Below are 18,047 nucleotides of genomic sequence, written 5' to 3'. Positions count from 1 at the left end.
GCCCACCCCCTCGGGCCCGCCAGGAGGCCTTGATGAAACGCTTACCGCTCCTCGCCAGCCTGTTGCTGTGCACGGCCCTGCCCTTGGCCCACGCCGGCAACTGCGCCGAAGTCTCGGTGGATGGCTACAAGGCGCCCGACTATGGCTGCCTGAGCCAGCAGATGGGCAACGACACGAATGCGGCCAAAGCCGCGAAGAAAAACCGCGAGGCGCAAGGTATTGCCGTGGAAAAACGCCAGCCGAACAAGGTCGGCCTGGCCACCCCGGCGGCGACCAGCGTGCGCATGGGCAACACCTTCGGCACCTCGGTGAAGCCGCAGCGGCCTTGAGGTGTTCGATGACCGTTTGAGCAACACAGCACCCATGTGGGAGGGGCATAGGTATCTACACAACTTTGTCTAAATGCTGTCCCCCCGGCACATAGGGCTGTTGTGGTGAGCGGGCTTGCCCCGCGCCGGGCTGCGAAGCAGCCCCAAAACCAGCCCCTACAGAGTGTCTGATACACCGCGTTCTTCTTTCCTGGGGCTGCTTCGCAGCCCAGCGCGGGGCAAGCCCCCCTCCTACATTGCTCCCAGTGTTTCCCAGAGCAGTTTTCAAGCCGCGTGGCTTTCCTTTTTCAAGCTGTCCATATCGATCACGAACCGGTACTTCACATCGCCCTTGAGCATGCGCTCATACGCCTCGTTGATGCCCTGGATGTCGATCATCTCCACGTCCGAGACAATCCCGTGCGTGGCGCAGAAGTCGAGCATGTCCTGGGTCTCCTGGATCCCGCCGATCAGCGAACCGGCCAGGCTGCGGCGCTAGAAGGTAAAGGGCTTGAGGGCATCCGTGGCGTTCTGGGCGGCGTCGCTGTAGGTCTTGGCCATTTCGTTCACCTGTGTGATCTGACGGTAGAGATCAGTGGGCCAGCATAGACGCTGAACCGTTCAACCGAGCACGCCTGTACAATTTCCATCGCCTGCCTGCCCCTAACCTCACGGCTTTCAATCCCGTAGAAGTGTTGGAGAGTGGGCATGGGCAGCAAAGCAATCAAGGTATCGGTGGCATTGACGCTGCTGGCGGGCGCAATGATGGGCAATGCCTTCGCGGCAACCCCGAGCGTGGCCGTGGCGCCGCAATACGACACCAGCCACGTGTATGTGGCCCCGGCGGATGTGGAGCGTTTCGCCCAGAGTTTCCTCGCCACCTTTGGCGGCAAGAGCACGCCCCAGGTGGTGGTGAACGTGCTGCCGGTGCCGAGCAGCACCACCTCGCAATTGCTGCAGACGCCGGCGGGCATGGTGTCGCTGTTCGGTTTCACCACGCCGATCCCGCACCCCTTCGGCCAGGAACGCAACGGCTACCTGGTCAAGGACATGGACGCGGCGCTCAACGCGGCGCGGGAAAACGGCGCCGCCGTTATCGTCAGCGACTTCCCGGACCCGATCGGCCGAGACGCCGTGGTGCAATGGCCGGGCGGCGTGAACATGCAGCTCTACTGGCACACCAAGACCCCGGACTACGCGGCGTTCCAGACCGTGCCGGAAAACCGCGTGTACCTGTCCACCGATCGCGCTGACGCCTTTATCAAAGCGTTTCTGGGCTTCTCCCACGGCAAGGTCCTGGCCGATGACAAACACGCGCCTGGCGTCGATGTGGGTCAGGCCACTGGCACTTACCGTCGCGTCGATATCGAGTCGGCATTCGGGCGCATGGCGGTGCTGGTCACCAACGGCCACCTGCCCTACCCCTTCGGCCACGAGACCACCGGTTACCAAGTGCCTGACCTGACAGCCACGCTGGGCAAGGCCACCGGCTCCGGCGCCAAGGTGTTGGTGCCGGCCTTTGACAGCAAGGGCCGTCGCAGCGCCGTGGTGGAGTTCCCCGGCGGCTACGTCGCGGAAATTCACCAGTTCCACGCCGCAAAATGATTCGCCGCACAGGCTGGGGCCTGGCCGTGCTGTGGCCGCTGCTGGTCGGCAGCGCCTACGCCGACGAGCAACCGGCACGACCGGCCATCAAGACCAACCGCTGGCAGGAAGACTGGTCGGTGCTCAAGGATCCGGCGTTGCGCACGCAACCGCTGGACAGCGTGAAGTACATCCCGCTGTCCAGCGCCAACCCGTTCACCTATTTGTCATTGGGGGCGACGCTGCGCGAGCGCTTCGAGATGAACGATGCCAGTGGTTTTGGGGTGAAGGACGTGAAGCGAGATCGCTACCTGATCCAGCGCTTCCAGCTGCACGCCGACCTGCACTTGAATGAACACTGGCGGCTCTTCACCCAACTCGAAGACGTACGCGCCTACGACAAGACCACGGTCGGCGGCGCCGACCAGAACCGCGTCGATCTGCGCCTGGCCTTCGCCGAATACGTCAATGCCTTCGGCAGCGGTACGCTCAAGGCGCGTGTCGGGCGCCAGGACTTCGCCTTCGACCTGCAGCGTTTCATCTCATCGCGGGACGGCCCGAATGTGCGGCAATCCTTCGATGCGCTGTGGGCCGATTGGGAAACGCCCAACTGGCGCTTTATCGGGATTGCCAGCCAGCCGGTGCAGTATCAGGACGAGCGGCACTTCGACGACACATCCAACCGTGACGCGCGCTTCCACATGCTGCGGGTCGAGCGGCTGGTGGGCGGCAAGAATGAGCTGTCGGCCTACTACGGCGTGTACGAACGCAGCGCCGCGCATTACCTCGACGCGGACGGCGATGAAACCCGCCACCTGTTCGACGCACGCCTGGGCGGTGCGGCCCTGGGGTTCGACTGGGACATCGAAGCCATGCTGCAAAGCGGCTCGGTGGGCAGCAAGGATATTCGCGCCTGGGCCGGCGGCAGCCGCACGGGGTACACCTTCGAGAGCCTGGCGTGGAAGCCGCGCATCGGCCTGCAGCTGGACATTGCCTCGGGCGACCGCAAGACCGGGGACGGCACCGTCGGCACGTTCAACCCGCTGTTCCCCAACGGCTACTATTTTTCCCTGGCCGGCTATACGGGCTACAGCAACCTGATCCACGTCAAACCGTCGATCACCGTCAAGCCCATCGACAAGCTCAGCGTGCAGACCGCCGTCGGCCTGCTGTGGCGCCAGACCACCAGCGACGCGGTGTACACCCAGCCGAACCTGCCGGTCGCCGGCACCGCAGGACAGGGGGAACGCTGGACCGGTGCCTATGGTCAGCTGCGTACCGACTATGTGTTTACGCCGAACCTCACCGGCGCGGTTGAAGCGGTGCACTACGCGGTCGGCCGCACCTTGCGCGATGCCGGCGGCGATGACAGCAATTACCTGGGGGTCGAGCTCAAGTTCAGTTGGTGACCCCAGGCAAGCACACCCGTACAAGCCCCCGGCCCGGTTTCGGGCAATAGTGAGGCTGGTTTTTCAGTCCCTCAATCAAGGAGTTTTCCATGAGCACATTCGTTGCCAAAGACGGTACCCAGATCTACTTCAAGGATTGGGGCAGCGGTAAGCCCGTGCTGTTCAGCCACGGCTGGCCGCTGGATGCCGACATGTGGGAATACCAGATGGAATACCTCAGCAGCCGTGGCTTTCGCACCATCGCGTTCGACCGCCGTGGCTTTGGCCGCTCGGACCAGCCCTGGACCGGCAACGACTACGACACCTTCGCCGACGACATCGCGCAGTTGATCGAACACCTGGACCTCAAGGACGTGACCCTGGTGGGCTTCTCCATGGGCGGCGGCGACGTCGCCCGCTACATCGCACGCCACGGCAGTGCACGCGTGGCCGGCCTGGTGCTGCTGGGCGCAGTGACGCCGATCTTCGGCCAGAAGCCCGATTACCCCCAGGGCGTGCCGACCGAAGTGTTCGACGGCATCAAGGCCGGGTTGCTGAAAGACCGTGCGCAGTTCATCGCTGACTTCAACACGCCGTTCTTCGGCATCAACAAGGGCCAGGTCGTTTCCGAAGGTACGCTGACCCAGACCCTGCAGATCGCCATGCTGGCGTCCCTCAAGTCGACCGTGGATTGCGTCACCGCCTTCTCCGAGACCGACTTCCGCCCGGACATGGCCAGGATCGACGTGCCGACCCTGGTGATCCACGGTGACGGCGACCAGATCGTGCCGTTCGAGACCACCGGCAAGGTGGCGGCCGAGATGATCAAGGGCGCCGAACTGAAGGTGTACAAGGATGCGCCCCACGGTTTTGCCGTGACCCACGCTCAGGCCCTGAACGAAGACCTGCTGGCGTTCCTGCAGCGCTGAAACACCCGCTCCTTTGGCCGGCACGCCACTCCCCCTGTAGGAGCGAGCTTGCTCGCGAAGATCGTCAACGATGACGCAGTAAATCAGATTTCACGCGTCGCTCTAGAGTTCTTCGCGAGCAAGCTCGCTCCTACAGGGGTTGGTTTACCCGGCCTTTTTTTCCAGTGCCAGGCGCCCTGGTCCGGCAATCAGGATGCTGGTGAAAATGATCAACAGCAGCCAGCCGAATTGCCCTTCCAGCAGCGTCCACTCCGGATGCACCACCACCATCGCAATCAACAGCACCGCCAGAATCGGCAGGCACGCCAGGCGCACCAGCACCCCGGCGATGATCAGCAGCGGGCACAGCACTTCGGCGAAGATCGCCAGCAGCAAGGTGACATGGGCGCCGAGGTGAAACGGGTCTTCGATCAGCTTCAACTGCTCGCTGTAGTTGAGCAACTTGGGCAAGCCATGCACCCATAGCAGGAACAGCGCCCCGCTGCCTCGCAGAAACAACAGCCCCAGGTCCTGGTGTCTTGATTCGTTCATATGCGCTCCGGTGGGTTGACACGTTATCGACCTCGATTGTGTCCACAGAGCGGTACGCACGCTTGCAACCGTGTGCTGACCTCACTCCCCGGTGCCGGCAAACCCCGCGACGATTTCATCGATCACCGCCCGCACCCGTGCGGTGTGGCGCAGGTCGGCGTGGGTCACCAGCCAGACGTCGTAGGGCAACGGCCGCGTGCGCTCCGGCCACAGGCGCACCAGCCCGTCGCGCTCGCCGGTGAGGATCGGGATTTCGCCGATGCCGATCCCGGCGGCGATGGAGCGGCGCACCAACAGGCTGGAACTCAGGGCGGCGACGATGCGCCCACGGCCCAGGGGTTCCGAGACCAGGGTCATGTCCTTCTGGGTTTGCAGGTACGGTTGATAGACCACAAGATCATGCCCTTCAAACAGGCTGCCCGGCTCCGGCGTACCCTGGCGATCGATATAGGCCTGGGACGCAAACAACCCCACCGGCCAGCGCGCGAGACGCCGGGCGATCAGGTCGGGGCTGTCCGGGCGGGTGTTGCGCACGGCGATGTCGGTCTCGCGTTTGGCCAGGCTCAGGAACTGGGTAGACGCGTCGAGCTGCACGCGCACATCCGGGTGCTGGACGTGCAGGCGCGCAATCGCCGGGATCAGGAAGTCGATGGCCAGGGAGTCGGTGGTGCTGACCCGTACGGTGCCGGTCAGGCGGTCATCCAGGCCCTGGATCTGGCGCTCCAGTTCCAGGGCCGAGCGTTCCATTTTTTCCACCGAGTGCAGGGCGGCCTCGCCGACGGCGGTCAGGGCGTAGCCTTCGGAGGTGCGCAGGAACAGCGTGGCACCCAGGGACTTTTCCAGGGCGTTGACCCGCCGCCCGACTGTGGCCTGGTCGACCCCCAATACCCGTGCGGCCCCGCGCAACGTCGACTCGCGGCAAACCGCCAGGAACACCCGTGCATCATCCCAATTCATGCGGTCTCCTTATGCTGCATATCTGCATCACAGCGACGTGTATTCGCTGCATTATTGCATCCAAAAACCTGGATATGCTGGGCACCAGAGAAAAATACCCAGGACCGCCATCATGTTCGACACTCACGCCCCACCCCGCCGCTCCGTGTGGCTGCCGATCTTCGCCGGCCTGTGCGCCAGCCTGGTCAGCATCGGCCTGGCACGCTTTGCGTACACGCCGTTGATTCCGTCGCTGATCCAGGCCCACTGGTTCAGCGCCAATGACGTGGTATACCTCGGTGCCGCCAACCTGGTGGGTTACCTGATCGGCGCGCTGATCGGGCGGCCCATTGCCCAGCGCACCTCGAACAGGACCGCGCTGCGCATCATGATGGTGACGGTGACCCTGGCGTTCTTCGCCTGTGGCTTCCCGCTGTCGGTGGTGTGGTTCTTCGCTTGGCGCCTGCTGTCGGGGATTGCCGGTGGCGCAATCATGGTGCTGGTGGCGGCGACCGTGTTGCCCCATGTACCGGCTGCACGCCGGGGCCTGGCCAGTGGCGCGATCTTCCTCGGCATCGGCCTGGGCATCGCCGGTTCCGGCACGCTGGTGCCGCCGCTGCTGAGCCTGGGCTTGCAGCAGACCTGGTTCGGCCTCGGCCTGCTGGCCGTGGTGTTGACCGCCGCCAGCTGGTTCGCCTGGCCGGCGGGCACGCTGCATGAAGACGCGCCGCCATCCGGCGCAGCCGTAGCAACGCCTTCCGGCGTGTACCTGCTGTTCGCCCAATACGCCTTTATGGCCGCGGGGCTGGTACCGGCGATGGTGTTCCTGGTGGATTACGTGGCCCGTGGCCTGGGGGCCGGGGCGCATATCGGCGCGATGATCTGGGTGATGTACGGCCTGGGGTCGATTGTCGGGCCGGTCACCTACGGGTTCCTGGCAGACAAACTGGGGGCGCGCTTGAGCATCCGCGTGGTGCTGGTGGTGCAGGCAATTGCCGTCGGTGCGTTGCCGTTTGCCGGCTCGTTGACTGGCCTGGCGGTCCTCGCGGTGATCCTCGGTTCTTTCCCGCCGGGCATCGTGCCGTTGGCGCTGGCGCGGGTGCACGAACTGCTCCCCGACCATCATCAGCAGCAGGTTGCGTGGAGCCGTGCCACGGTGTCCTTTGCGACTTTCCAGGCACTCTCGGGGTTTGCCTATTCCGCCCTGTTCAACGTCAGCGGAGGCCAGCATGCGCTGTTGTTCCTGATCGCCGCCGGGGCGATAGTGGTCGCCCTGGCCCTGGAACCGGGCATGCGCCTGCTGAACCGTCGACCGTCCGACGCGGTCCCACCCCATACGCTCATCGCTGCAGGTAATCTGAAATGACGCTTCCCAAAGAAATGACCCTGATCGAAATCACCACCCCCGGTGGCCCCGAGGTGCTGCAACCACGCCGGGCAGATGTACCGGTGGCGGGCCCCGGCGAGATCCTGATTCGCGTGCATGCGGCCGGTGTGAATCGCCCCGACGCCCTGCAACGCGCCGGCAAGTACCCGATGAAACCCGGCATGAACCCGCTGCCTGGCCTGGAAGTGGCGGGCGAAGTTGCCGCGCTGGGCGACGGCGTGAGCGAATTCGCCGTGGGCGATAAGGTCTGTGCCCTGACCAATGGCGGCGGCTATGCGCAGTTCTGCACGGTGCCCGCCAGCCAGGCGCTGCCGATTCCTGAAGGCATGGACTGGATTCAAGCCGCTGCCGTGCCGGAAACCTTCTTCACCGTGTGGGCCAACCTGTTCGGCCTCGGCGATGCCCACACCGGCCAGAGCGTGCTGATCCACGGCGGCACCAGCGGCATCGGTACGACCGCGCTGATGCTGTGCCGCGAATTCGGCATCCAGGCCTTCGCCACTGCCGGCAGCGCCGACAAATGCGCAGCCATCGCCCAACTGGGCGGCGAGCCGATCAATTATCGCGAGCAGGATTTTGCCGAGGTCATTGCGCAACAGACCAACGGCCAGGGTGTGGATGTGATCCTCGACATCATGGGCGGCTCGTATCTGAACAACAACCTCAAGGCCCTGGCCATGGACGGGCACCTGGTGATGCTGGGTTTCCTCGGCGGCGCCAAGGCCAACGACGTCGACCTGTTGAGCATCCTCGGCAAGCGCGCGGTGATTACCGGCTCACTGTTGCGTGCGCGCAGCAAGGATGAAAAAGCCGCGATTGCCGAACAGTTGCGCGAGTACATCTGGCCGGTACTGGAGGCCGGGCGTTGCCTGCCGATCATCGACAAGGTCTACGAATACACCGACGCCGCCCAGGCCCATGCGCGGATGGAAGGTGGGGACCATATCGGCAAGATTGTGTTGCGGGTAGAGTAACCAGCAGGCAACACAAAGCAAATGTGTGAGGCGCAAGCAGCAACCTGTAATGAGCGGGCTTGCTGTGGTGAGCGGGCTTGCCCCGCGCTGGGCTGCGCAGCAGCCCCAATAAGAGCGCTGCAGTGTGTCAGGCAGCTCCGGGGCTATGTTTGGGGCTGCTTCGCAACCCAGCGCGGGGCAAGCCCGCTCACCACAGTGATAGTGTCCCTTCTTAAATGGCTGGCATCAGGGCAAGCCCCCCCACATTGACCGCGTTCTTACTCGGAGTAAGTGGGGTAGTCGATGTAGCCCACCTCACCGCCACCATACATCCCCTCTTCCCGCAGCGGGTTCAACGGCCAGCCCTTGAATAGCCGTTGCGGCAGGTCCGGGTTGGCAATGAACGGCCGTCCGAACGCAATCAAATCCGCCAGCCCGGCGTCCACCAGTTTCGCGCCGCGTTCAGCGGTGTAGCGACCGGCGTAGATAATGCGACCGCTGAAGGTGCTGCGCACGGCTTCACGGAAGCTGTCGGGCAGCACGGGGGCGTTGTCCCAGTCCGCTTCGGCGATGGACACGTAGGCGATGCCCGACTGTTCCAGCACCTTGATCGCTTCGATGTAGGTGTGGTGCGGGTCTTCTTCCACCAGGCCGATGTACACACGGTCCTGGTCGGTGCCGCTGAACAACGGCGAAAACCGCACGCCCAGGCGCTCCGGCCCGACCACCTTGCTGACGGCTTCGACGATCTCGCGCAAAAAGCGCAGGCGATTGTGCAGCGAACCACCGTACTCATCGTCGCGCTGGTTGGCATGGGCCGAAATGAACTGGTTGACCAGGTAACCGTTGGCCGAATGAATTTCCACGCCGTCAAACCCGGCGTCCAGGGCATTGCGTGCGGCCTGGGCGTAGTGCCCGACCAATTCTTCAATCTCGAGCACGCTCAAGGCGCGAGGCACCGGCGGTTGCTTCAATTCACCCGTGCCAGGCCCGGTCTCGATAAAGGCCTTGGCTTGCTGGGCTTGAATAGCCGACGGTGCCACCGGTGCGGCGCCGTCAGGCTGCAAGGCGTTATGGGACACACGGCCCACATGCCACAACTGGGCAAAGATCACCCCGCCTTCGGCATGCACCGCGTCGGTGACCTTGCGCCAGCCGTCAATCTGCGCCGGGGTGTAGATGCCCGGCGTCCAGGCATAGCCCTGGCCACGGGGTTCGATCTGCGTGCCTTCGCTGACCATGAAACCGGCCGTAGCGCGCTGGCGGTAATACTCGGCCATCAGGTCGGTGGCGATATCGCCGGGCTGGGCGCTGCGCTGGCGTGTCAACGGTGGCAGCACGATACGGTTGTTCAAGGTGTGATGACCCAGTTTGACCGGGGTACTTAAAACGCTGTTAGTCATTGAGGTATTCCAAATTCGAGACGAGCAAACCCATTGGCGACTGTTGCAAGTCGCCAATGAGTGAAAGGGTTAATTAACTTACGCGGTGAGTTTGAGCAGCGCCTTGGCCACGTCACTGGAGCTGGCAGGGTTCTGCCCAGTGATCAGCAAACCATCTTCGAGCACGAAGGATTGCCAGTCGGCGCCCTTCTGATAGTTGCCGCCCAGTGCCTTGAAATCATCTTCAATCAGGAACGGCACCACCTCGGTCAGGCCCACCGCCGCTTCTTCCGAGTTGGAGAAGCCGGTGACGCGACGGCCCTTGACCAGCGGCTCGCCATTGACCGCCTTGACGTGGCGCAAGGCGCCCGGTGCGTGGCAGACAAAGCCGATGGGCTTGCCGGCACGCTCGAAGGACTCAATCAGGGCAATGGACACCGGCGACTCTGCCAGGTCCCACAGCGGGCCGTGGCCGCCTGGGTAGAACACGGTGTCGAAGTCGTCAGCGTTGACCGTGTCCAGCTTGACCGTGCTGGCCAGGGCCTCTTGCGCGGCAGGGTCGGCGGCAAAGCGGCGAGTCTGCTCGGTTTGCGCGTCGGGCGCGTCACTCACCGGGTCCAGGGGCGGCTGGCCACCGGCCGGGGACGCCAGCACCAGTTCGGCGCCCGCGTCCTTGAACACGTAATAGGGTGCGGCAAATTCTTCGAGCCAGAAGCCGGTCTTGCGGCCGGTGTCGCCAAGCTGGTCGTGAGAGGTCAGTACCATTAATACTTTCATTTTCCAGTGCCTCGATCAGTGAATGTCAGTGTGTCCAGGGCAACCCAACAGCTGTCGGGTCAGCAGCAACGCCTCCTCGAAAGGCGCGGATGTCCGGGTGATCTTGCTCATCACGCTGGTCCCCAGCCACAGCGCGTACAGGCGCCGGGCCAGGCTTGCAGGGGCTTGGTCGACGGTCAGGGAACCGTCCTCAAGGCCGCGCTGTATGGCGATGGCGAGTAAATCGATGGTGCGCGACGTGCCACGTTCCAGCGCCAGGCGCATGGGCTCTGAAAGGTCTGACACCTCCGCACCCAGTTTGACGGCAAGGCATTTGCCCGCATCGGTGCAGCCGGTCTGATTGTCGATCCAGGCCTGCCAATAACGCATCAACTTGGCGTGCTGGGATAAACCGGGTTGGTCGAACAGTTGCTGCATGCCGTGCACGTAGTTGTCGAAGTAGGTGTCGAGCAACACGACACCGAAGCCATCCTTGGAGTTGAAGTAGTGATAGAACGACCCTTTAGGCACCTCGGCGGCTTGCAGTATTTCGTTCAAGCCCACCGCAGAAAAACCTTTGCGGCCGACAATCAATTGCGCCGTGTCGAGAATGGTCTGCCGTGCACTTTTAGTTTCGCTGCTCATGCTTCACTCCGTCCGATTAGACCAGTCGTCTAGTTCGTTGAGGGAATGTTAGGGGCCGCGCCAACCCCTCACAATGTCATATGCGCAAGGATTCCGGACATGACCCGAAGTCGGTTGCCGTTTTCCCGGCAGCCGCCGACAATCCACCCTCCCACGCCCCTGGAGACATGCGATGCACAGCGTTGCGCTGATGGTTTACCCGAACTTCCAATCCCTGAGCCTCAGCCTGGGCTCGGTGTTCGAGTGCGCGAACCTGCTGCGCGGTGAACCTGCCTATGAGTTTCACCTGGTGTCGGAAAGCGGCGGCGCCGTGATGACGTCCCAGGGCTTCTCGGTGAACACCTCGCCCCTGCGGCCCCAAGGCTATGACACGCTGATCGTCAGCGGTTACCTGGAGTTTCGCCTGCCCGAGGCCAACCTGCTGGCACTGGTCAAGGCCGCCTCGGCTCAATCGCGGCGTGTCGCCTCGTTGTGCATGGGCATCTTCGTGCTGGCCGAGGCCGGTTTGCTCGACGGCAAGCGCACCACCACCCACTGGATCCACGCGCCGGCCTTTCGCAAGCGCTACCCGGACATCCGCCTGGAAGAAGACAAGCTGTTCATCGTCGACGGCCAGGTATGGACCGGCGCCGGCATGAGTGCCGGGGTGGACATGGCGCTGGCCATGGTGGAGAACGACCTGGGCAGCGACCTCGCCCGGCGCATTGCGCGCAAGCTGGTGATCGCCCAGCGCCGGGGCAGCGAGCAATCGCAGTTGTCTGCACTGTTGGAGCTGGACCCCAAGTCCGACCGCGTGCAACTGGCCCTGGCCTACGCCCGCGAAAACCTCACCCATGACCTGTCGGTGGACGCCCTGGCCGAGGTGGCCCGGCTGAGCCCACGTCAATTCAGCCGGGTATTTCGCGAAGAAACCGGGCAGACGCCGGCCAAGGCCATCGAATCCCTGCGGGTGGAAGCCGCACGGGCGATGATGGAAACCAGCCGTCACCCGGTGGAAGTGGTGGCCCGCGAAACAGGTTTCGGTGATCGCGAGCGCATGCGCCAGGCGTTTCTAAGGGCGTTCGGGCAGCCGCCCCAGGCGATGCAGCACACCTTTAATGCAACACCGCCCGCGTAACCAGGTAACTCATCAACTGCGGGTCATCCGCCAGTTCAAGGGCCTGCACCGGGCGCGGCAGGTTATCCAGCACCGTACGCCAGAACGCCTGGGACACTTCGTCCTGGTCATAAAACCGCACCAGCCAATCCGCCTCGCCGCTGCACAACACCTGGGTGGCGATGGCGCGGCCGATGCCTTTGCGACGATAACGCTTGAGGATAAACAGGTCGGCCAGTTCCAGGGCGTCGACACCCGGCAACTCGCTGCCCTCGATCAGCAGGAAGCCGGCGATATAACCGTCCACCAGCAACAGGTTGGCGCTCCAGTGCGGGTCTTGCCAGTAGCGGTTCAGGTGCTGGTCATGGATGTAGAAACGGCCGTCCGCCTCGACATCTTCCTGCTCCCAGTCCGACGATTCATAGGCGTAGTACTGGTAGAGATTGCGGATCAGCTCGGCTTCTTCGGGGCCGGTCTGGATCAATTCCACGGTGGTTTCAGGCATGGGGCTCTCGGTCAAAAAACGCAGGGCGCCATTGTTCACAAAACCTCGGCGCAGTCCAATAGCTCCGCGAACCTTTCTACTTGCTGAACCGATTGCAAATAGCGGCGAGCCCTGCCGAAGCGCTGAAACATTTCGAATAAACTCCGCCGGCTCGCCACTTTTTCAAGGACACGCACTTTGACCAACGTCTGTACCGCCGGCCTGGATGTGGGCTTCGCCTCCCTGGATTACCTGCAGATCTTTATCCTGGGCGTGATCCAGGGCATTACCGAATTGTTGCCGGTCTCCTCCACCGCCCATATGCGTGTGGTGCCCGCCCTGCTCGGCTGGCAAGACCCCGGCTCGGCGTTTTCGGCGGCCATGCAGCTTGCGGCACTGGCGGCGGTGGTCAGTTACTTCTGGCGCGATGTGCGCCAAGTGACCACGGGCAGCATCGGCGCGGTGCGCCGGGGCGACTACAACGATCCATGGTTCAAGCTCGCGGTGGCGATTGTGTTGGCGACCATTCCGATCGGGATCGCCGGCCTGGCCTTGTCGTCGACCCTGAACGCCTGCAATTCGCCGTTGCGCGGGCTGCTGGTGATCGGTATTTCCTGCGTGGTAATGGCGGTGCTGCTGGCGGCGGCCGAGCTGCGTGCCCGGCATACCCGCGAGGTCAGCCAGATGCGTCTGCGGGATGCGCTGATCGTCGGGGTCGCGCAGATCGGCGCGTTGATTCCGGGCGTATCGCGTTCCGGCTCGACCCTCACCGCGGCCCTGTTCCTCAACTTCAAACGCGAAGAAGCCGCGCGCTTTTCCTTCCTGCTGGGCCTGCCCGCCATCGCCCTCGCCGGTTTGAAGGAGCTGTGGGTGCTGCTGCATGCCGATATGCCCGCCCATGCCTGGCCGCATTTGTTGTTCGGGCTGGTGGTGGCCAGCGTCTCGGCGTTCTTCGCGATCTGGGGCCTGATGAAGTTCCTCGAGCGTTTCTCCACCTGGCCGTTTGTGATCTATCGTGCGCTGCTGGGGGTGTTCCTGATTGTGTCGGTCAGTACCGGGTTGCTGGGTTGATATAACACCCCGTCTCAACCCGGCATCAATCTCATGTGGGAGGGGGCTTGCCCCCTCCCACATTTGAACTGCCTTGCCTTATAGCCCGCCCGTACGCTCCGCCAGTGCTTCGAGCAGGTCGGCCGATGGCACGAAAAACAACCCGCCGGTGACCGCCGTGCTGAAGTCGAGCAAGCGGTCGTAGTTGCCTGCCGGGCGGCCGACGAACATGTTTTCCAGCATCTGCTCCAGCGGCTGCGGCGAGCGTGCGTAGCCGATGAAATAGGTGCCGAACTCCCCGGCACCGGGGCGGCCGAAGGGCATGTTGTCGCGCAGGATTTTCACTTCTTCGCCGTTCTCGTCGGTGATCACGGTCAGGGCGCTGTGGGCATTGCTCGGCTTGGCGTCTTCGCCTAACTCGATATCAGCCAGCTTGGTACGCCCGATCACCTTCTCCTGGGCTTCGACCGTCAGGCCGTTCCAGGCGGTCATGTTGTGCAGGTACTTCTGCACCAGCACGTAGCTGCCGCCTTCGAATCCGGGGTCTTCGTCGCCAACGATAGTGAAGCCCACGGCCTTGCGCCCCACCGGGTTCTCGGTGCCGTCGACAAAGCCGATGATGCTGCGCATGTCGAAGTAGCGGAAACCCTGGACTTCATCCACCACCTTCACGTTATCGCCCAGGACGGTCATCAGTTGGGTGGCGAGTTCAAAGCACAGGTCCATCTGCTCGGCGCGGATATGCAGGAGGATGTCGCCAGGCGTCGACACCGCCATGCGCCCTTCCACACCGAACTCGCGAAACGGGTGCAACGCCGCCGGGCGCGGTGCGCCGAACAAGCGGTCCCAGGCCTGCGAGCCAAAGCCGCAGACGCAGGTGAGGTTGCCCGCCGGCACGCGCTTGCCCACCGAACGCACCAGCCCGGCGATGTCTGCGCACCAGGCGCGCACGCTGTCTTCACTGCCGGGGACGATGGTGGCGACCATAAAGATCGCGCTGCTGGTGATCGGGTGGCAGACGGACTGCGGTTCAAGAGGCGGCTGAACGGAGGAAGTCGGCATGGGGCAAATCCAGGCTAAGGGCGGGAGTGAACCCGCGCAGGTTAGCAGATCATTTCCGGCACGCCTGCCACACGTCGCGAATCAACGCCTTGAGCTGCAACGCCTCGGCCCAGCGATCACTGATTTCACGCCCATCGGCGCCGGTGATGGCATAGGGCGGCGGGCCCAGTTCGCAGGTGAAGGACAGGCTGTGCGGGGTCTCGGGGCGGGCCAGCCAGTCTTCGATCCCGTAACGCCACCACGCGGTAAAGCGCTGCACCCAGGCCTGGTGCTGGGGGAACGCCAGCGACACCTGCACCTGTTCGCTGCTGGCCACACGGCCATGAAAGCCCCAGCTGTGGCGCAGGATCGTGCGGATCTGCTCGTCGTCTTCGGCGGCGCCGGGCTCGGGCAGCTCGCGGCCGACCACGTAGTGAGACAGGTCGGCCAGCAGCTTCAAATCGGGCATCTGCGCCAGCAGGTCAAGGGTGAACAGCAGGTCGTTGGTCAGGCGATAGCGGTGGGTTTCCAGCAGCACCGGAAAATCCACCTGCTCGGCCAGGCGCTGCCAGCCTTCGATCAAGCGGGCGGCTTCGGTTTGGGTGCGCGGGCGCACATCGGCTTGCAGGGTGAGGTGGTGGCAGCCGTGGCGGCTGATCACATCCAGTGCCGCCGCCAGGTCGTCGACGCTTTGCGGGAACAACTGGCCTTCGATCTCCAGGCCCCGCGCCGTGGCGGCTGCGTGCAGGCGCGCGACATCGGCGGCGTGCCAGTAGTGATCGGTAATGCCGTCGAAACCGGCGGCCTTGATGCGGTCGAGTTGGGCCTCCAGGGGGCCGGGCTCGGTGTGCATCGCCCAGAGGGATTGGAATACCAGGAATTGGCGCATATCAGCCTCGCAGCAGGTGTTTGAGGGACACGTCAGGGTCGGCCAGGCTGGCCGCGTTCAGGGCAATGCGCGCGCTGATCAGGCGTTCGCACAGCTTGATGTCCTTGGCCACGCTATTGCCGGGGCCCCAGCCGCAGGCGCCTTGCAAGCGCTGGTCGGCGTCGAGGTAGAACAGCAACAGACCCGCGCCCGGCAAGGCACGGCTGACGGTCAGCGGCGTGATCACGCCCACGGTCTGCAAGCCCCAGTCGTACTGGTCGGACCAGAAGCCGGGCAGCGCTTCGAACGGCTCATCACGCCCGAGCATGTTCAGTGCGGCATGCCGCCCTTGGGCCTCGGCATTGCGCCAGGTTTCCTGGCGCTGGTACTCGCCGCCGAGGCGAAACTCGCACACGTCACCTGCCGCGTAGATGTCCGGCGCGCTGGTGCGCAGGTGCGCGTCGACGCGAATGCCCTGCCCCACCTCCAGCCCCGCCGCCACGGCCAGCTCGATATTCGGTTGCATGCCGATGCCGACCACCACCAGGTCGCAGGGCAGTAACTGCCCGTCCACCAGTTGCACCGCCTCTGCATGGATCGACTCCAACGCCACATTCAAGCGCACGTCGACACCCTGTTGGCGATGCGCCTGCAGCAGCGCCTCGGAGATGACCGGCGCCAGCACCCGGCCCGCCAAGCGCGGCCCGGCTTCGAGCACCGTCACCTCGCAGCCCAGGCCACGAGCGGTCGCCGCGACTTCCAGGCCGATAAACCCACCGCCGACAATCACCAGCCGCGCTCCGGGCCGCAACGCGGATTTCAGCGCCAGCGCTTCATCGTGGGTGCGCAGGTACAACACGTTGGCCTGCGCCTGGGGCAGACGCCGCGCCCTGCCCCCGGTGGCCAGCAACAGGCCGGCGTAGGACAGCCACTGGCCGTCGGCCAATTGCAGGCGGTGCTGCGGCGGGTCCAGTTCGCGGACCGGGTTACCGGCGATATGTTCGATGCCCAACTCGGCGAGCCGGGCGCTGTCGCACAGGCTGCAGCCGGCCAGGTCCATGCTGCCTTGCAACAGGCCCTTGGAAAGGGGCGGCCGCTCGTAGGGCACGTACGGTTCGTCGCCGATCAGGATCAGGCGCCCGCTGTAGCCTTCCTCGCGCAGGGTCAGTGCCGCGCGGCCACCGGCATGGCCGGCGCCGACGATGATCAGGGCTGCGTCCATCATCAAGCCGTGACGGCGAGCAACACCCGCCCCGCTTCGACCCGTACCGGGTAGGTCTTGAGGTTGACGCACACCGGCGCGCCCAGGGCCTTGCCCGAGCGGTAATCGAAGCGCCCGTTGTGCTTGGGGCACTCGATCACATGGTCCATCACCAGGCCGTCGGCGAGGTGGATTTTCTCGTGGGTGCACAGGCCGGCGGTGGCGAAAAACTCATTGTCCGCCGAGCGGAACACCGCGTAGGTGTGCGCCCCGTGGTCGAAGCGCAGCACGTCTTCCGCGTCTATTTCGCCCACGGCGCAGACGTCGATCCATTGATCGTTCATGGCGTTTTCTCTTGTTCTTGGGTGGGATTCAGCCGGCAGTGGCTTCTGCATGCATCGAGGCCCTGGCGGCCGGTTCAGCGCTGGGGCGGATGGGACGCTGGACGAAGTAAGTCGGATCGCTGCGCTGCTTCCAGATCGTCGGAAGGATCTCCTTGTACGCCTCGAACAGGTTGGCGTACGGCGGCGGGCAGTCGCTGCGGATCTCTTCGTGCAATTGCGCCAAGGCGTGGTACGGCACCATCGGGTACATGTGGTGTTCGAGGTGGTAGTTCATGTCCATGTAGATAAAGCGCAGCACGCGGTTCATGTAGATGGTGCGGCAGTTGCTGCGGTGGTCGAGCACATCTTCGGCCAGGCCCACATGCTGGGTGAGGCCGAACACGTAGCCGAGCCAGGCGCCGTAGATACTTGGCAGCCCAACCAGCATCAGCGGCAACCAGCTGTGCAGGTACAACGCGGTGCCGATCACCAGCGCATAAATACCGACCCAGATACGCGCGGCGCGGAACACCTTGGGCCACTCGGATTCGGGGATGAAATCCGCCTCCTGGGCACTCATCTGGCCGATGGCATGGCGCGCCACACCGCTGAAGGTCTTCCAGGCCAGGGGCAGGTTGAACAGGCTGAGAAACATCATCGGCAGGCTCGGCGGGCGTGGCTCGACGATCTCCGGGTCGCGGCCGACGACGATGGTGTCGGTGTGGTGTCGGGCATGGCTCCAGCGCCACACGTGGGGTTCGAAGATGCACATGAAGCTTGCGACCTGGTACAGCACGTCGTTCATCCAGCGGGTCTTGAACGCGGTGCCGTGGCCGGTTTCGTGCCAGCGCGGGTTGGACGCGGTGCCGTACAGCACGCCATAGGCGAGGAAGAACGGCACGCAGGCCCACGTGCCCCAGAACCAGTAGCCGCCGAATCCGGTGGCCAACAGCGCGGCCGCCCAAATAGCAGTGTCGAGCAAGGCCGGGCCGTCGCGGCGTTGCATCAGTTCTTTCATGCGTTTACGGGAAATCGGCGATTGGTACCAACTGGCCGAGACCAGGCCTTTTTCCGCCGCGCGGGCGGCTTCGGGGCCGGTAAGGCTGTAGTCGCGCCGAGCGGTGTGAGCGGTGTGTTCAGGCATTGTTATTGTTCTCCGCAAGCGAGAGGTTTCAGGTGCTTTGC

At 64.0% G+C, this 18,047-nt stretch carries 18 protein-coding genes and 2 pseudogenes; 8 read left to right on the top strand and 12 right to left on the bottom strand.

The window, feature by feature from the left end; translation table 11 throughout:
• The first annotated feature begins 32 nt into the window (after positions 1-32).
• The gene (locus AC07OP_RS19650) at positions 33-329 is read left to right on the top strand and encodes a hypothetical protein (protein WP_495102213.1); all 297 of its coding nucleotides are present in this window, start codon (positions 33-35) and stop codon (positions 327-329) included.
• A gap of 264 nt (positions 330-593) precedes the next feature.
• On the opposite strand, the pseudogene AC07OP_RS19645 reads toward AC07OP_RS19650, so the two are convergent.
• Positions 594-803: pseudogene (locus AC07OP_RS19645) on the bottom strand (NAD(P)-dependent alcohol dehydrogenase); the annotation flags it as partial.
• A gap of 213 nt (positions 804-1,016) precedes the next feature.
• Between AC07OP_RS19645 and AC07OP_RS19640 the strand changes: the two are divergent.
• The 3 genes from AC07OP_RS19640 (at position 1,017) to AC07OP_RS19630 (ending at position 4,209) form a co-directional block, all read left to right on the top strand.
• Positions 1,017-1,913 (top strand): VOC family protein, encoded by an 897-nt coding sequence (locus AC07OP_RS19640; protein WP_495102212.1) that lies wholly within the window; start codon positions 1,017-1,019, stop codon positions 1,911-1,913.
• Positions 1,910-3,301 (top strand): alginate export family protein, encoded by a 1,392-nt coding sequence (locus AC07OP_RS19635; protein ID WP_495102211.1) that lies wholly within the window; start codon positions 1,910-1,912, stop codon positions 3,299-3,301. Before AC07OP_RS19640 ends, AC07OP_RS19635 begins: the two co-directional genes overlap by 4 nt.
• Positions 3,302-3,390: 89 nt before the next feature.
• Positions 3,391-4,209, top strand: coding sequence for an alpha/beta fold hydrolase (locus AC07OP_RS19630; protein WP_480444410.1), 819 nt, complete (start codon positions 3,391-3,393; stop codon positions 4,207-4,209).
• A 144-nt stretch (positions 4,210-4,353) separates the two neighbouring features.
• Here the strand turns inward: AC07OP_RS19630 and AC07OP_RS19625 are convergent, their stop codons facing one another.
• Positions 4,354-4,740, bottom strand: coding sequence for a DoxX family protein (locus AC07OP_RS19625; protein WP_053128802.1), 387 nt, complete (start codon positions 4,738-4,740; stop codon positions 4,354-4,356).
• Positions 4,741-4,821: 81 nt separating this feature from the next.
• Positions 4,822-5,697 carry a LysR family transcriptional regulator gene (locus AC07OP_RS19620; protein ID WP_098479784.1) on the bottom strand — a complete coding sequence of 292 codons (876 nt, stop codon included), beginning with the start codon at positions 5,695-5,697 and terminating at the stop codon, positions 4,822-4,824.
• Between the two features lie 112 nt (positions 5,698-5,809).
• On the opposite strand from AC07OP_RS19620, the gene AC07OP_RS19615 reads away from it, so the two are divergent.
• Together AC07OP_RS19615 and AC07OP_RS19610 are read left to right on the top strand one after the other, a co-directional pair.
• Complete coding sequence (locus AC07OP_RS19615) at positions 5,810-7,042, top strand: YbfB/YjiJ family MFS transporter (RefSeq protein ID WP_495102210.1); 1,233 nt, start codon at positions 5,810-5,812, stop codon at positions 7,040-7,042.
• Positions 7,039-8,037 carry an NAD(P)H-quinone oxidoreductase gene (locus AC07OP_RS19610; RefSeq protein ID WP_495102209.1) on the top strand — a complete coding sequence of 333 codons (999 nt, stop codon included), beginning with the start codon at positions 7,039-7,041 and terminating at the stop codon, positions 8,035-8,037. Before AC07OP_RS19615 ends, AC07OP_RS19610 begins: the two co-directional genes overlap by 4 nt.
• Positions 8,038-8,294: 257 nt before the next feature.
• Here the strand turns inward: AC07OP_RS19610 and AC07OP_RS19605 are convergent, their stop codons facing one another.
• The 3 genes and pseudogenes from AC07OP_RS19605 to AC07OP_RS19595 all read right to left on the bottom strand — a co-directional run bounded on the left by AC07OP_RS19605 (position 8,295) and on the right by AC07OP_RS19595 (position 10,799).
• The gene (locus AC07OP_RS19605) at positions 8,295-9,419 is read right to left on the bottom strand and encodes an alkene reductase (protein WP_115488561.1); all 1,125 of its coding nucleotides are present in this window, start codon (positions 9,417-9,419) and stop codon (positions 8,295-8,297) included.
• 78 nt (positions 9,420-9,497) lie between these two features.
• Positions 9,498-10,175, bottom strand: a complete 678-nt coding sequence (locus AC07OP_RS19600) for a type 1 glutamine amidotransferase domain-containing protein (RefSeq protein ID WP_495102208.1) — start codon at positions 10,173-10,175, stop codon at positions 9,498-9,500.
• Positions 10,172-10,799: pseudogene (locus AC07OP_RS19595) on the bottom strand (TetR/AcrR family transcriptional regulator). Before AC07OP_RS19595 ends, AC07OP_RS19600 begins: the two are co-directional and overlap by 4 nt.
• A 172-nt stretch (positions 10,800-10,971) precedes the next feature.
• On the opposite strand from AC07OP_RS19595, the gene AC07OP_RS19590 reads away from it, so the two are divergent.
• Positions 10,972-11,916 carry a GlxA family transcriptional regulator gene (locus AC07OP_RS19590; protein WP_027607569.1) on the top strand — a complete coding sequence of 315 codons (945 nt, stop codon included), beginning with the start codon at positions 10,972-10,974 and terminating at the stop codon, positions 11,914-11,916.
• Here the strand turns inward: AC07OP_RS19590 and AC07OP_RS19585 are convergent.
• Positions 11,894-12,400, bottom strand: coding sequence for a GNAT family N-acetyltransferase (locus AC07OP_RS19585; RefSeq protein ID WP_141157413.1), 507 nt, complete (start codon positions 12,398-12,400; stop codon positions 11,894-11,896). The genes AC07OP_RS19590 and AC07OP_RS19585 overlap by 23 nt on opposite strands.
• Before the next feature lie 177 nt (positions 12,401-12,577).
• On the opposite strand from AC07OP_RS19585, the gene AC07OP_RS19580 reads away from it, so the two are divergent.
• Positions 12,578-13,450, top strand: coding sequence for an undecaprenyl-diphosphate phosphatase (locus tag AC07OP_RS19580; protein ID WP_108574877.1), 873 nt, complete (start codon positions 12,578-12,580; stop codon positions 13,448-13,450).
• 78 nt (positions 13,451-13,528) lie between these two features.
• Here AC07OP_RS19580 and AC07OP_RS19575 read toward each other — a convergent pair whose 3' ends face one another.
• From AC07OP_RS19575 to AC07OP_RS19555, 5 genes are read right to left on the bottom strand one after another with little or no spacing between them, the layout of a single operon-like run.
• Positions 13,529-14,491, bottom strand: a complete 963-nt coding sequence (locus AC07OP_RS19575) for a Dyp-type peroxidase (protein ID WP_495102207.1) — start codon at positions 14,489-14,491, stop codon at positions 13,529-13,531.
• A 49-nt stretch (positions 14,492-14,540) separates the two neighbouring features.
• The gene (locus tag AC07OP_RS19570) at positions 14,541-15,359 is read right to left on the bottom strand and encodes a sugar phosphate isomerase/epimerase family protein (protein ID WP_495102206.1); all 819 of its coding nucleotides are present in this window, start codon (positions 15,357-15,359) and stop codon (positions 14,541-14,543) included.
• A 1-nt stretch (position 15,360) separates the two neighbouring features.
• Positions 15,361-16,560: an NAD(P)/FAD-dependent oxidoreductase gene (locus tag AC07OP_RS19565; protein ID WP_495102230.1), complete on the bottom strand. Its 1,200-nt coding sequence runs from the start codon at positions 16,558-16,560 to the stop codon at positions 15,361-15,363.
• 2 nt (positions 16,561-16,562) lie between these two features.
• Positions 16,563-16,883, bottom strand: a complete 321-nt coding sequence (locus AC07OP_RS19560; RefSeq protein WP_027607575.1) for a MocE family 2Fe-2S type ferredoxin — start codon at positions 16,881-16,883, stop codon at positions 16,563-16,565.
• Positions 16,884-16,911: 28 nt separating this feature from the next.
• Entirely contained in the window at positions 16,912-18,006 is a 1,095-nt protein-coding gene (locus AC07OP_RS19555; protein ID WP_368963358.1) for a fatty acid desaturase family protein, read from the bottom strand.
• Positions 18,007-18,047: the final 41 nt, after the last annotated feature.

It is taken from the genome of Pseudomonas sp. GW821-FHT09D08 (genome assembly GCF_059416305.1).
The sequence above is the reverse complement of the archived record's forward strand: the minus strand, read 5'-3'. Positions and strand labels throughout refer to the sequence as shown.

Bases quoted from the DNA above. Each gene is read 5' to 3' on its own strand.
- AC07OP_RS19650 (WP_495102213.1), top strand. From the start codon at position 33: ATGAAACGCTTACCGCTCCTCGCCAGCCTGTTGCTGTGCACGGCCCTG.
- AC07OP_RS19640 (WP_495102212.1), top strand. From the start codon at position 1,017: ATGGGCAGCAAAGCAATCAAGGTATCGGTGGCATTGACGCTGCTGGCG.
- AC07OP_RS19635 (WP_495102211.1), top strand. From the start codon at position 1,910: ATGATTCGCCGCACAGGCTGGGGCCTGGCCGTGCTGTGGCCGCTGCTG.
- AC07OP_RS19630 (WP_480444410.1), top strand. From the start codon at position 3,391: ATGAGCACATTCGTTGCCAAAGACGGTACCCAGATCTACTTCAAGGAT.
- AC07OP_RS19625 (WP_053128802.1), bottom strand. From the start codon at position 4,740: ATGAACGAATCAAGACACCAGGACCTGGGGCTGTTGTTTCTGCGAGGC.
- AC07OP_RS19620 (WP_098479784.1), bottom strand. From the start codon at position 5,697: ATGAATTGGGATGATGCACGGGTGTTCCTGGCGGTTTGCCGCGAGTCG.
- AC07OP_RS19615 (WP_495102210.1), top strand. From the start codon at position 5,810: ATGTTCGACACTCACGCCCCACCCCGCCGCTCCGTGTGGCTGCCGATC.
- AC07OP_RS19610 (WP_495102209.1), top strand. From the start codon at position 7,039: ATGACGCTTCCCAAAGAAATGACCCTGATCGAAATCACCACCCCCGGT.
- AC07OP_RS19605 (WP_115488561.1), bottom strand. From the start codon at position 9,419: ATGACTAACAGCGTTTTAAGTACCCCGGTCAAACTGGGTCATCACACC.
- AC07OP_RS19600 (WP_495102208.1), bottom strand. From the start codon at position 10,175: ATGAAAGTATTAATGGTACTGACCTCTCACGACCAGCTTGGCGACACC.
- AC07OP_RS19590 (WP_027607569.1), top strand. From the start codon at position 10,972: ATGCACAGCGTTGCGCTGATGGTTTACCCGAACTTCCAATCCCTGAGC.
- AC07OP_RS19585 (WP_141157413.1), bottom strand. From the start codon at position 12,400: ATGCCTGAAACCACCGTGGAATTGATCCAGACCGGCCCCGAAGAAGCC.
- AC07OP_RS19575 (WP_495102207.1), bottom strand. From the start codon at position 14,491: ATGCCGACTTCCTCCGTTCAGCCGCCTCTTGAACCGCAGTCCGTCTGC.
- AC07OP_RS19570 (WP_495102206.1), bottom strand. From the start codon at position 15,359: ATGCGCCAATTCCTGGTATTCCAATCCCTCTGGGCGATGCACACCGAG.
- AC07OP_RS19565 (WP_495102230.1), bottom strand. From the start codon at position 16,560: ATGGACGCAGCCCTGATCATCGTCGGCGCCGGCCATGCCGGTGGCCGC.
- AC07OP_RS19560 (WP_027607575.1), bottom strand. From the start codon at position 16,883: ATGAACGATCAATGGATCGACGTCTGCGCCGTGGGCGAAATAGACGCG.
- AC07OP_RS19555 (WP_368963358.1), bottom strand. From the start codon at position 18,006: ATGCCTGAACACACCGCTCACACCGCTCGGCGCGACTACAGCCTTACC.